The following is a 13,254-nucleotide window of genomic DNA, read 5'->3' on the forward strand; positions in this document are numbered from 1 at the left end:
TTAACATGTTGAGATCGTTAAGATATAAAAAGAATAGACGCCAATCTTAAAATAGCCTGAATATTTTTAAATTAACGCAAAGTTAAATTTTTAATGACTTTATAACAAAGCTCATAATTGTTTTATAAAGAATTTGGTGGAATTGTCCGCAATAAAGAATAATCAAATTAACGAATATATTAATGTGAACATTGTTGTTTATAGATTTGTGGTCAAACTGTTGCTTATATCATCAAATAAGATAAAAAATTGGAACTAAAGTCACTTAATGGCAGAGGAAAAAATTAAACTCTGATTGTAATGGGTAATAATGTTTTAGTAACAGATAGTTACGCACTTAAAATTAATAATATGGCTAATTTCCGACAAGGATTGAAAAAGATGAAAGACAAGGAATCTATTCAGACTAATAGCAGCCGCCGTAATTTTCTGAAAGGCGCAACAGGAGCTGTTGTTGCTGGTGTGAGTGCTTCCGCTTTCTCAGGCGTAGCTCAAGCACGAGAACAGAAAATTGATTGGAGCAGCCGCGGGCTAGGTAGAAAACACGATAAGCGCTTCTGGCGTAAAGTGCGAAGACAGTTCGTTTTGGACAAACGAACCACTTACATGAACATTGGTACAACAGGTTCAATGCCAAAACATGTTCTTGAAGATTACGAGCATAACAACAAGCTGGTGGCTAAATACCCTTGGGATATGAAAGGCAAATTTGGCTCTTGGCCGTATGTTTCTGAGATGGTTAAAGACGTCGCACCAGGTTTTGGTGCTAACCCAGAAGAGATCATTCTCAGCCGCAACACTACTGATGGCTTATGCTCGATCATTAATGGCTTACACTTTGAACCAGGTGATGTGATTCTAACGACACACCATGAACATATTGCTGCAACATCACCTATGAACGTAGCGAAACATCGTTTTGGTGTGGATGTGGTAGAAATTCAACTACCAGTATTTACTGGTACCGAAAACGTTTCTGAGCAAGATTACATTCAAGCGTTCCGAGACGCGCTTGATGCGAATCAAAACGTTCGCCTAATTGTTTTCTCTCATATCACATACAAAACAGGAACCGCGCTACCAGCAAAAGCCATTTGTGCTTTAGCAAAAGAGTATGGTGTACCTACTCTTGTTGATGGCGCGCATACGGTCGGTATGTTTGACCTTGATTTCCACGATATGGATTGTGATTTCTATGCAGGATCTGGTCATAAGTGGCAGTGTGGTCCGGGCGCGACGGGTATTCTGTATGTTCGTGATAACGGTAACCGTTTGAATGAGTATTGGAGTGACCGAGAGAACCCGTTATGGTTGATCAACTCCTCACTTTCTCATGCTGATTACCTGGGTAAACAGCTGCAAATGCAATACATTGGTAACGATAACTATCCTGCGAAACAAGCACTAGTTGATAGTTGCAAAATGTGGGATGAGATTGGTCGAGACCGTATCGAAGAGCGAGTTGTAAGCCTTGGTAGTTTATGTAAAACCTTGCTTCAAGAGTACTTACCACAAGCCAAAATGTATTCACCAAACGTGGAAGGCTTAACCAGTGGCTTAACGACGGTTAACCCGTTCTCCGATGTAACTAATGAAGAGATACTGACGGAATTCCGAGATCGTTTACGTGAAGAGTATGGTTACATCATCCGTACGACTAGCTTTAAGCTGCATAAGGATGATGACTTTGATACTTACGCGCTGCGTATCTCTACGCATTTGTTCCATGACGAACAAGATGTGGAAGGGCTCGTAGTGGCGATGACGAATTTGTATTACTCGTCGTTCTAACATCGTTGTTTATCACTCAAGCGCCCATTATTGGGCGCTTTGTGAAAGGTAAGGATATTATTATGTCAGTCATAACATTCAAAAGAACTTTAGCGACGGTGGCGCTCATGGTTACCTCTGTTGCGTCGTCTGCCGCTTGGTCAGACGATTTACAACAAATCCGTGAACGTGGTGTACTGCGTCACATTGGTGTCCCGTACGCTAACTTTGTCTCCTATATTGAACAAGGTGAAGTGGAAACTTTGACTGGCTTGGATGTAGAAATAATAAAAGGTTTTGCCAAGTCGTTAGGTGTTCAGTACCAGTATGTTCCAGCACAGTGGAGCGACGTGGTTGGTAAGTTGACAGGGCAAAATGTGCAATATCACAACAAGCAGGCTGTTGTCGGAGAAAGTGTTCCAATTGAAGGTGATTTGATCGCAAATGGCGTTACTATTCTTGATTGGCGCTCTGAGGTTGTCGATTTTTCACAAGATTATTTTCCTTCAGGTGTATGGTTGGTTTCCAGATCCGACTCTAGTCTGAGCCCGATTAAACCAAGTGGGTCGGTCGATGAAGATGTTAAAAACGTCAAGCAGCTGATCGATGGTCGCGAAGTGTTAGCTTTAGAACATTCTTGCTTGGATCCTAACCTTTATGACTTATATGACACAGGTGCAAAAGTTATATTGCCTGATGGGGCGCGTCTCCTTAATGAGATGGTTCCAGCGATAATGAAAAATGATGCGGAAAGCACATTATTAGATGTTGCGGATACGCTAATTGCCCTCGAAAAATGGCCGGGCGAAATAAAAGTCATTGGCCCTATATCTGAAAATCAAAAAATGGCTGTTGCATTCCGTAAAAATTCCCCTGAATTACGCAAAGCATTTGATCGTTATTTAGACTCGATAAAAAAAGACGGTTCATACGAAAAACTAGTAAAAAAATACTATCCATCTATTTACTACTTTTATAACGATTACTTTATAGAAGATAAAAAGAAAGTCCGATGAATAAGGCCGTTAAAAAATTTTCCAGTAAAAGATTTATTACAATAAGCGCAATATTAGTTTCAATTTACCTAGCTATGCTTATTACTGTGACTAGCGTAGGTCAAAATAAATTAAAAGAATCTCAATACAGAGAACTAGATTTAAAAGTTAAAAGTTATGCAAGCACACTCGATAATTTATTTACCATAGCGAGTGAAGATGTTGATAACCTAGCTACAGATAAAACAATACAAACATTCTTTGGTAATTTAGCTTCTGGAATGTCAATGGAGTATGGGTTAGGTGCCAGTTTAATTAATTTAAAGCGTCGCTTCGATGAGAAGATAGACAGTAAGCTAATTAATAGCAGCCAAATCTATAAAAAGCTCACGCTGGTCGGCAGTGATGGAGTCACCATTGTCACCACTGGATCTGAAAACCTTGCCGAGCACAAAATGGACATACAAACCTTAATGACTCAACACGGGCATCCCGAAGAGGTTTGTGCGACGCGATACAATGATGACGTTCGCATTCAAGTCATTAAGCAAGTTAAGTTCTCCGGAAAGCCTGTTGCCTTTTTAATTGCCGATCTTAATAAGAATATTGTTATTGACCAACTTACTAACCAAGAACACGAAGATAGTTATAGCCGAATGGTGCTAAAAATAAAAGACGTGGAAATGGTTGTATGGGATACCATAAATAAAACACCTTCTCACAATAAGGATGAGAACTATTTCGTTTCTGAGGCTGTAGACGGAAAAATTTACTTTGAAGTGCCTGTGGATAAACATCACTTCAAATTGATGGCGTGGTTCGAGCCTTTGAGTGAACGAGATATATTTACATCACGGCTCTTTATTATTGGTTTGAGTATTCTGGCCGTTATGATCGTCATTGCTTTATGTTATGCATTCATCACGAACAATAATAGGATTGAATTGAAAATTAAGCTTGAGGAAGAAAAAAAGCGTAAAGATATTCTTTCTCAACAGAATAAAAAATTAACGAACGAAATTGAACGTCGAAAAGCGTCTGAAAAAGAACTCGCCTTCCAAGCTAAATATGACACATTAACTAATTTGCCTAATCGTAGTTATGGTTCCGAGCGATTGGCTTTGGAGTTAATTAGGGCATCGCGTAGTGGGTCTAAAGTTTTGGTGATGTTCATCGACTTAGACCACTTCAAGCAGATTAACGATTCAATGGGACACTTTGTTGGGGATGAAATCCTTAAACTCAGTGCTCAGCGACTGTATCAAGTCGCGAGAAAAACAGACTTATTGGCGAGAATTGGTGGGGATGAGTTTTTACTCGTCATCCCTGATTTGCCTGATAATGATACTGCAAAGCGAGTTGCTTCAAGTGTACTTTCGGCGTTTAACGATCCGTTTGTTTGGAACAACCATGAATTCTTCTTGAGTAGCAGCGTCGGAATGTCTGTGTTCCCGGATGACGGAGACAACGCTGAGCAGCTCCTTGCATGTGCTGATATGGCAATGTATCGGGCGAAACAAGATGGGCGTGATGGCTTTTGTTTTTATAACCATAATATGAACCAAGATTTGCAACGCTATTTGGATCTGGAAAATCGTCTGAGAAGTGCGATCTCCAATCAGTTATTAGAGCTGTATTATCAGCCAATTATTGAGCTGAGTAGTGGTAAAATCGTAGGTGCAGAAGCGCTAATGCGTTGGAATGATGACAAGTACGGATTTGTAAACCCTGAAGAGTTTATCTCTATTGCAGAGAAAAATGGTTTAATTCATCAAATTGGTGAGTTTGCTATTCAACAAGCGTGTCGACAAGCGGCACAATGGCAGAGTCTGACTCCGTTGTTTGTTTCTGTAAACTTTTCTAGTGTTCAATTTAGGTACTGCGAGCGCTTACTTACGTTTATTAAACACAGCCTTGAGGAGTCTGGTCTTCCGTCAGATAAGTTCGATATTGAAGTGACAGAAAGTCTCCTCTTCAATCACGATTCTGAGCTATTAGACATGCTTAATAACTTACGAGCGTTAGGCACCAAACTTACTATTGATGATTTTGGTACTGGTTATTCTGCGCTGAGTTACTTGCAGAAGTTTCCGTTCGACCGCTTAAAGATTGATCGTAGCTTTATGCAAAATATGTTCGAGAACGACTCAGACCGCGAGCTTGTGAACGTAATCATAGCAATGGCGAAAGCGCTGGATCTTAAGATCGTCGCAGAAGGCATCGAAGAACAGCGTCATGTGGATTACCTGAAAAACCTAAACTGTGAGTTCGGACAAGGTTTCCACTATAGCCGACCATTACCTGCTAAGGACTTTGAAGCACTTTTGGCTAAGCCTACCTGGCTATAATTCCTTTTATAACAAACTCATAGAAAAGCATTAATTGAATTTGTGCCTCGGATTCATTAATGCTTTTCCACCTTAAGGTATAATCCTTCCTCCTTCCTTGAATTACACTACAATTAATTGATGAGTGATAGCCCGTGACGCCCGTCACATAAAGGCTCAACCTAATTCTAAACGAGTAAATACTCGCCAAAATAACTAGGAAGGAATTTCAAATGTCTTCTGCATTCTACCAACAGATTCAGCAGCAAATCGAAGAAGTAAAGGCGGAAGGCCTTTACAAATCAGAGCGTGTCATTACGTCTCAACAGCAAGCGGCTGTTAAAATCTCTACTGGTGAAGAAGTACTAAACTTCTGTGCGAACAACTACCTTGGTCTTGCTAACCACCCGGCACTTATCGAAGCGGGTAAAGCAGGCATGGACGAGCACGGCTTTGGTATGGCTTCAGTACGTTTTATCTGTGGTACGCAAGACATCCACAAAGAGCTTGAGCAGAAGCTTTCTAAGTTCCTAGGTAAAGAAGATACGATTCTTTACACATCATGTTTCGATGCAAACGCGGGCCTATTTGAAACTATTCTAGGCAAAGAAGACGCAATCATCTCTGACGCTTTAAACCACGCGTCAATCATCGACGGTGTTCGTCTATGTAAAGCGATGCGTTTCCGCTACTCAAACAACAACATGGAAGAGCTAGAGCAACAACTGATCGCTGCGAAAGAAGCAGGTGCTCGCCACATTCTTATCGTAACGGACGGTGTGTTCTCAATGGACGGCGTAGTAGCAAACCTTCCGGCTATCTGTGACCTAGCAGAGAAGTACGGCGCATTGACTATGGTTGATGACTCTCATGCTGTTGGCTTCATGGGCAAAACAGGTGCAGGTACGCACGAGCACCACAACGTGGTTGACCGTATCGACATCATCACTGGTACGCTAGGCAAAGCAATGGGTGGCGCTTCAGGCGGTTACACATCTGGTAAAGCGGAAGTGATTGACTGGCTACGTCAGCGTTCTCGTCCATACCTATTCTCTAACTCTGTTGCACCAGCAATCGTAAGCGCTTCTATCCGCGTTCTAGATCTACTAGAAGAGAGCGGTGACCTACGTGATCGTCTATGGGAAAACGCAGCACACTTCCGTACTCGTATGGAAGACGCGGGTTTCACAATGGGTGGTGCTGACCACGCAATCATCCCAATCATGCTTGGCGACGCAAAAGTAGCAGCAGAATTTGCAGAGCGTGCGCTGGAGAAAGGCATCTACGTAATCGGCTTCTCATTCCCTGTAGTACCAAAAGGTCAAGCACGTATCCGTACTCAAATGTCTGCGGCGCACTCTCGCGAGCAACTAGACCGTGCAATCGACGCGTTCATCCAAGTTGGTAAGGACATGGGTCTTATTTAAGATTCTAGGCCTTAGACAATAGGGCCTTTAATTAAGGTTACATTATGAAAATTAAAGCATTATCAAAGCTAAAGCCTGAAGAAGGCATCTGGATGACTGAGGTTGATAAACCTGAAGTCGGCCATAACGACATTCTGATCAAAATTAAGAAAACCGCTATCTGTGGTACAGACGTACACATCTATAACTGGGACGAATGGTCACAAAAAACCATTCCAGTGCCTATGGTTGTCGGTCACGAATACGTGGGTGAAGTGGTTGCGATTGGTCAGGAAGTTCGTGGCTTTGAAATCGGTGACCGCGTATCTGGCGAAGGTCACATCACGTGTGGTCATTGTCGTAACTGTCGTGGCGGCCGTACTCACCTATGTCGTAACACGATTGGTGTGGGCGTTAACCGCGAAGGTGCATTCGCAGAATACCTAGTGATCCCAGCGTTCAACGCGTTCAAGATCCCTGAAGGCATCTCTGACGATCTAGCGTCTATCTTTGACCCGTTTGGTAACGCAGTACACACCGCGCTTTCTTTCGACCTAGTAGGCGAAGACGTGCTTATCACAGGTGCTGGCCCAATCGGTATCATGGCAGCTGCAGTAGCAAAACACGTTGGTGCTCGCCACGTAGTGATCACAGACGTGAACGAATACCGTCTAGAACTTGCTCGTAAGATGGGCGTAACACGCGCAGTAAACGTTGCAGAAGAGAAGCTAGAAGACGTAATGGCTGAGCTAGGCATGACAGAAGGCTTCGATGTAGGTCTAGAAATGTCTGGTAACCCAGCAGCATTCAACTCAATGCTAACCACAATGAACCACGGTGGTCGTATTGCACTACTAGGTATTCCACCATCAGACATGGGTATCGACTGGAACCAAGTTATCTTCAAAGGCTTGGTGATCAAAGGTATCTACGGCCGTGAAATGTTCGAAACTTGGTACAAGATGGCTTCACTGATCCAATCTGGTCTGGATCTATCGCCAATCATCACGCACCACTACAAGATTGACGATTTCCAAGAAGGCTTCGACGTAATGCGCAGCGGCATGTCAGGCAAGGTTATTCTTGATTGGGAATAACTTATTCAAGTAAGAAATGCGCTCCTTTTTGGGGCGCATTTTTGTTTCATGAAGATTCTTGTTTTGGGAAGAAATGGTCGCCAATCTTTTCTAAACTTCTCGTGTCGTTCTGCTACTTTTTTTAGATTTTTTCCACTCAACTTCACCCTACCTTCTAACTCATTGTCGATTCTGTATTTGGAACAAGATAATAACCATTTGTTTTTAGTGGTTATTTTTTAGCATTACATGCTTAAAAATCGTCACTTTTAAGTTTAATATTTTTATTTGCTGTTCGTCTTTATCCTTATCCTGCTTCTTTTTATTGTTTTACATTTTATATGCATTTGGTTTGTCATAATTGAGCTATAACTAATAAAAAGGTTACCGATATACAGTGGAATGTAAAAATGGAGCTTTATATGAAAAGATTTTATCTGATGATGCCTCTGCTCTTAACCTCATTTAGTTGGCAAGCGAGTGGAGCGTCAGTGAGCGGTACGATTGATGTTTCAATTAACCTTGTACAAGGTTGTGTGATTAATGGAAATAATGCGGTAGATGCAGCTTCTGGCGTTGGCTTTGGCTCACTCGCCTTTGGAGACGTGCCTGCAATCTTCAGTGAACAAGATGGTGTGGTAAATGGTGGTAGTGCGACGGGTATTGAAGTGCTTTGTAGTAACGGTGTGACACCGACGTTTACATTGGGCACCGGATTGTATGATGCAAGTGCGACCGTTGGTACCTACGCGATGTCAAATGGCGCGCAATTTATTGATTATACGTTGTTTACCGACTCAGACCGAAGCACACAAATTATACAAGGCGGGACGGTAGCTCTGTCTGAATTTACTAGTGCAACATCGCAAACTATTGAGCTTTTTGCGAAAGCTTACGGTACGAGCAGCATTGCCGGTACATACTCCGATACCATCAGTGTGACGCTAAGCTGGTAAAACGTGACGCTGGTTGTTAGGGGCTTTTCACTTGTCGCGATGAGTTTGTGCTCTTTAACTGTGCTGGCTGATGCGACACAAACTTTTCAGGTGTCTGCCACCGTAGATACAGGTTGTTTGATTAACGGCGCAGTACAAGAAGAAAGCGCAACCCAAGCCGGGCAAATAGGCACGTTGGATTTTGGTGAGCATTCTTCAGTTTACGCGACGGAAGTACAAGGCAGCATCACTTACAGTTCATCACTCACATTAAGTTGTACTCCGGGTATTACGATGAATGTTTCCGTAAATGGCGGGATGAATGCATCGGATGGTGTACGTAAGCTAAAGCACAGTGAAGAAGCGACAACGGTAGATTACTTTTTGTTTCAGGATCTAAATTATACGCAGGTGCTTGATATTGACACGCAATATTCCGTCGATACCGACCAAGACCCAGATAATATTCAGTTTCCTATCTGGGCAAAGGCGACAATAAATGGGAATGAAATGGCTGGAATTTATATGGATACGCTTACGCTGACATTAGAGTGGTAAGTGAACTTTGGAGGGGTGAAATGGAATTCATACTCAAAAAACTATTATTAATAACCTTCCTTTTTGTTTTTTTCTCAAATGCCAATGCTAACTCATTATTAATTTGGCCGATTTACCCCAAAATATCAGAGGAGAGTAATGCAACATCACTTTGGATGGTAAATAAAGGCAGTGTTGATTCTTATTTACAGGTGAGAATTTTTAAGTGGGAACAAAACGAAGGAGAAGATAGTTATTCAAGTCAAAGCCAGTTAATTGCAACCCCTCCGTTTGTCAAAATTGAACCAGGTGAAAAGCAGTTAATCCGCATCATCAACCAAGATGAGGCCTCTGCAGGTAAGGAGTATGCATACCGAGTGATCATAGATGAATTACCGCCAACTCAAAACCCTCAAACAGAATTGACGGAAAATGAACTCGCTGTAAAAGTCCGAATGCGTTACTCGATACCTTTGTTTATTTACGGGAAAGGGCTGACTGATACTCAAAAACCAAACCGTGACAGTGAATTATGGGGTGATTTACAGGCACAGTTTATTAAGAAAAATAATCAGCGTTTTGTTCACATTAAAAATTCAGGAAAACACCATGTTCGCTTAGTGAATTTACAGTTGAATCTACCAAATAAAGATCCTGTCGTTATTTCCGATGGACTAGCTGGCTATATTCTTCCTGAACAGTATAAGGTTTGGTCTATTCCCCATAGTAATGTCAGACCCTTGAGTTTGAGCGCGAATATTGGAGGTAAACGTTACCAAATACCATTGAAGCAATAATGAATAGATTTAATACAATGAATGCTTTCTTTTGGTTGGTATTACTTAGCGTAACGTGGAGCAGTATTGGTCTTTGTGCAAATTCAGCAAACCACTTCTCTGAGCTACCGAGTCCTGAAAATTTCTCATTAGAAAAGTTTGAGAATATTAGCCTCAATCTGGAGTTGGTGATCAATCAAAGAGCAACAGGGCTTGTTGCGAAAGTTGAGCGAGTTGGCGATCAGTTCTTTTTGCTCCGGGAGGACCTCATTTCAGTTGGGGTTACCGCCAAGTCGTTGCCTGGAACTGAAGAGAGACTTGAGGTTACGTCTATCCCAGGAGTTAACGTGCGTTACTTGCAATCGTCATTGCAACTTACAATTGACGTACCGCCTAATTGGTTACCGATGCAGAGCTTATCAGCGCAGGATATGGGGCGATTTTCCCCGGCTCAGTTTGGGCGTGGTGGCCTGCTTAACTACAACGTATTTGGTGTGTACGAGAACGAAAGCCGACAAAAGGAGGTTTCTATAAATCATGAAGTCAGAGCCTTTTCTGAGTTTGGCGTTTTTTCTACTACCGGGATATTTAAATCTAACTTTCATCGCGATGTTCAGTCCCAGCAAAGCAGCCAGTACACTCGTTTTGATACGAGTTACGAGTACGTCAATCAAGAGAAGCGAATTCGTATGGAGGTAGGGGACTATATTGTTCGCCCTTTATCTTGGAGCCAACCAGTAAGACTGGCGGGTATTCAGTTGTCGCATGATTTCTCTATGCGTCCGGATGTCGTGACGACGCCGTTACCTGCATTTTACGGTGAGGTCACAGCGCCCACTACGTTAGATTTGTTTATCAATGGCTTTAAAACTGACTCAATGAATGTTGGGCCCGGTCCTTTCATTATTAACGATATTCCAATGCTCTCTGGTGCTGGGGAAGCAACGGTAATTGCAACGGATGCTCAAGGTAAGCAAACGGTCATGACCAGCCCATTTTTTCTCTCTTCCGATCTACTCAAGACCGGATTTACATCTTACAGTGCGAGTATTGGTGCGATCAGAGAAAATTTCGGTAATGCATCTAACGACTATGGAGACGGTGGCGTGGTTACCGCTCTGCGTCATGGCATGACTGATTGGTTAACACTAGAAGCTCAAGCTGAAGCAAAAGACGACCTGATCGTTGCGGGGCTGGGCTTTGTCACCAATGCTTTCAACTTGGGTACGGTGGATGCCTCGTTTCGTGTGAGTAATTTTCAGGATCAATCTACCTCATATGCGCTAGGTTATAGTTATCAGTCTCGGCTGTTTAGCTTCGCTGCTCGAACTCAAGTAGAACAAGCCGACTTTTATACCTTATCTCATTTACCAAATTACGAAATGCTCGATGAAGGCAAGGACGCTTCACTCGCGTCGCGTCATCTATCACAAATCAATATGGGAGTCCGTTTGGGAGATTGGGGCTCACTTTCTGGTGGATACTTTGATATTCAACAATCCGACTCAGATTCACGTACCCTAAACCTTACTTATAGCTACGCTCTGCCTTTTAATATCAATATGTCCCTTTCTTACAACCATAGTATTGGTGGTCAGAGTGTTACGTTGGCGCAATTCTCTCTACCTTTCAGTTCTTTGGGGGGAAGTTCGGGGCTAACGCTGAAAAGAGAGGACGATGGCGATGTTAGAGGGCGAGTGGGTTACAGCCGCCTTGCGCCAATACGAGGTGGGTGGGGCGTCAATTTAGCGCATGATATTAACGAAGACCCAGAAAACCGTAAACAGGCCGATTTGACCTACCGTGCGTCATGGGCGCAGTTCAGAGCGGGGTTAAATGGCACCAGTGGCGACTATGATTATTTTGCGGAAATGGCAGGTTCAGTCTCTACGTTGGATGGAGAAATATTCCCAGCGAATGAAGTGTATGACAGCTTTGCGGTAGTGAGCACCAGTGGTTTTGAAGGTATTCCGGTTAAATATGAGAATCAAATTGTCGGAGTGACAGACGATGAAGGTTACTTACTTGTTCCTTGGGCTACGGCGTATTACACCGCCAAATATGAAATCGATCCACTTAATTTACCAGCCAATGCTGCGTTTTCTGAGACAGAGCAGTTTGCTTCGATACATTCGGGCTACGGCTACCTGTTAGAGTTCCCAATAGAGCTACAAATTGCACTGAGCATGACGGTGGTAGACGAAAATCATTTGTTCCTTCCGATTGGTACATATGGCCGCTCAGAAACGGGCTTAACAAGCCAAATTGGTTGGGATGGTTTTACGTACTTTGAAGGCGTTGACCCAGGCCGCTATATTCCGTTTTATCCTCAAGGACAGTCGCCATGTAAAGTGTTTATTGAGGGGTTGTATCAGCGTGACAGTCAAAAAATACAAACATTGCCTGAGCAGGTTTGTATCAAAGCCGAAGAAGAGACCGCACTATGATTTTGCGCAGCTGGTTTGCTAGCCTACTTCTCTTTTTCTCGTGCTCGACAATGGCTTGTCAGCTCACGGCGGCAACACCTTTAATCTTGTTTGGCAATGTTTCTTCGTTTACTGTTTCAAGCTCTCAGCAGCAAAGCTCAGCTCAGCCTCATGCGGGGATTACGTGTGACTTTTCTACACTTGTGTCTTTGTTAAGTGGCGACTACGTATCAGCAACGTTTAACAGTATAAATAATGGTTTGCTATTAAATGAGGATGATCCGAGTTCGGAGCTCAGCTATCAGATTTTTGGCGATCCAGGTCTTTCACAAGAGTATGTATTCGGCCAAACTTACAATTTTTTTGAAATCGGGTTACTCGATTTACTCGGGTTGTTTGGCACTCAAGCTGAGTTTCCGCTTTATGCTCGGACGGGAGTGGGTAGTAATCTTTCCGCTGGGACTTATAAAGACCAAATCACCGTATCCTGGATTTGGGATTACTGTAAGGGTATCGGGGTTCTAGGGGTATGCATTGGCCGCGCCAATGGCAGCGCTCAAAGCGTGATTACGGTTGAGTTAGAAGTGACCCCTGATTGTATGATCACGGCGCCAGATATTGACTTTGGTTCGTCCCCATTAGTGGCCGGTTTTGAACCAGTCAGTCAGGTTATATCGTTAACTTGTACCAAGAATAGTTCCTTCTCCATTGGCTTGAATGACGGCCTAAATGCGTCCGGCGGTCAGCGGCGAATGATTTCTAGTGGTCACTATTTGGAGTATGAAATCTATAAGTCATCAACGATGGAGCGCTGGGGAGGCACCAGTTCTGAACGTCGTGAACACGGTGACGTCGATACTGGCGGCTCCATTCCGGATGGTATCACTCCACAGAATTATAATTATCGCGCGCAGATACTAACCAGCCAAACGACCCCTCCTGCAGGTACTTACACCGATTCAATAATCGTTGACGTTCAATTTTGAGCATCATGTCAATTACATCA

Annotated in this window: 10 protein-coding genes; all 10 read left to right on the top strand. The window is 43.0% G+C overall.

Annotation, left to right across the window (positions count from 1 at the left end; translation table 11 throughout):
• Window positions 1-381 precede the first annotated feature (381 nt).
• Window positions 382-1,791 (top strand): aminotransferase class V-fold PLP-dependent enzyme, encoded by a 1,410-nt coding sequence (locus NL626_RS17250; RefSeq protein ID WP_005375092.1) that lies wholly within the window; start codon window positions 382-384, stop codon window positions 1,789-1,791.
• A 62-nt stretch (window positions 1,792-1,853) separates the two neighbouring features.
• Window positions 1,854-2,786, top strand: coding sequence for a transporter substrate-binding domain-containing protein (locus tag NL626_RS17255; RefSeq protein WP_005375093.1), 933 nt, complete (start codon window positions 1,854-1,856; stop codon window positions 2,784-2,786).
• A complete protein-coding gene (locus NL626_RS17260; RefSeq protein WP_005375094.1) occupies window positions 2,783-5,113 on the top strand; it encodes a bifunctional diguanylate cyclase/phosphodiesterase in 2,331 nt (776 codons plus the stop codon). Before NL626_RS17255 ends, NL626_RS17260 begins: the two co-directional genes overlap by 4 nt.
• A 212-nt stretch (window positions 5,114-5,325) precedes the next feature.
• Window positions 5,326-6,519 (top strand): glycine C-acetyltransferase, encoded by a 1,194-nt coding sequence (locus tag NL626_RS17265; RefSeq protein ID WP_005375095.1) that lies wholly within the window; start codon window positions 5,326-5,328, stop codon window positions 6,517-6,519.
• 44 nt (window positions 6,520-6,563) lie between these two features.
• Complete coding sequence (tdh, locus tag NL626_RS17270) at window positions 6,564-7,595, top strand: L-threonine 3-dehydrogenase (RefSeq protein WP_005383983.1); 1,032 nt, start codon at window positions 6,564-6,566, stop codon at window positions 7,593-7,595.
• Window positions 7,596-7,984: 389 nt separating this feature from the next.
• Window positions 7,985-8,530: a spore coat U domain-containing protein gene (locus NL626_RS17275; protein ID WP_005375099.1), complete on the top strand. Its 546-nt coding sequence runs from the start codon at window positions 7,985-7,987 to the stop codon at window positions 8,528-8,530.
• A 39-nt stretch (window positions 8,531-8,569) separates the two neighbouring features.
• Window positions 8,570-9,067, top strand: coding sequence for a spore coat U domain-containing protein (locus tag NL626_RS17280; RefSeq protein WP_017820521.1), 498 nt, complete (start codon window positions 8,570-8,572; stop codon window positions 9,065-9,067).
• 20 nt (window positions 9,068-9,087) lie between these two features.
• Entirely contained in the window at window positions 9,088-9,843 is a 756-nt protein-coding gene (locus NL626_RS17285) for a molecular chaperone (protein WP_025768578.1), read from the top strand.
• Window positions 9,844-9,860: 17 nt separating this feature from the next.
• Window positions 9,861-12,269: a fimbria/pilus outer membrane usher protein gene (locus tag NL626_RS17290; RefSeq protein ID WP_253657585.1), complete on the top strand. Its 2,409-nt coding sequence runs from the start codon at window positions 9,861-9,863 to the stop codon at window positions 12,267-12,269.
• Window positions 12,266-13,234: a spore coat protein U domain-containing protein gene (locus NL626_RS17295; protein ID WP_158173227.1), complete on the top strand. Its 969-nt coding sequence runs from the start codon at window positions 12,266-12,268 to the stop codon at window positions 13,232-13,234. Before NL626_RS17290 ends, NL626_RS17295 begins: the two co-directional genes overlap by 4 nt.
• Window positions 13,235-13,254: the final 20 nt, after the last annotated feature.

It is taken from the genome of Vibrio sp. Y58_MX_L22, from assembly GCF_024181865.1.
GTDB lineage: Bacteria > Pseudomonadota > Gammaproteobacteria > Enterobacterales > Vibrionaceae > Vibrio > Vibrio alginolyticus.

Excerpts from the sequence above, each read along its gene's own strand:
- NL626_RS17250 (WP_005375092.1), top strand. The coding sequence starts at position 382 with ATGAAAGACAAGGAATCTATTCAGACTAATAGCAGCCGCCGTAATTTT.
- NL626_RS17255 (WP_005375093.1), top strand. The coding sequence starts at position 1,854 with ATGTCAGTCATAACATTCAAAAGAACTTTAGCGACGGTGGCGCTCATG.
- NL626_RS17260 (WP_005375094.1), top strand. The coding sequence starts at position 2,783 with ATGAATAAGGCCGTTAAAAAATTTTCCAGTAAAAGATTTATTACAATA.
- NL626_RS17265 (WP_005375095.1), top strand. The coding sequence starts at position 5,326 with ATGTCTTCTGCATTCTACCAACAGATTCAGCAGCAAATCGAAGAAGTA.
- tdh (WP_005383983.1), top strand. The coding sequence starts at position 6,564 with ATGAAAATTAAAGCATTATCAAAGCTAAAGCCTGAAGAAGGCATCTGG.
- NL626_RS17275 (WP_005375099.1), top strand. The coding sequence starts at position 7,985 with ATGGAGCTTTATATGAAAAGATTTTATCTGATGATGCCTCTGCTCTTA.
- NL626_RS17280 (WP_017820521.1), top strand. The coding sequence starts at position 8,570 with ATGAGTTTGTGCTCTTTAACTGTGCTGGCTGATGCGACACAAACTTTT.
- NL626_RS17285 (WP_025768578.1), top strand. The coding sequence starts at position 9,088 with ATGGAATTCATACTCAAAAAACTATTATTAATAACCTTCCTTTTTGTT.
- NL626_RS17290 (WP_253657585.1), top strand. The coding sequence starts at position 9,861 with ATGAATGCTTTCTTTTGGTTGGTATTACTTAGCGTAACGTGGAGCAGT.
- NL626_RS17295 (WP_158173227.1), top strand. The coding sequence starts at position 12,266 with ATGATTTTGCGCAGCTGGTTTGCTAGCCTACTTCTCTTTTTCTCGTGC.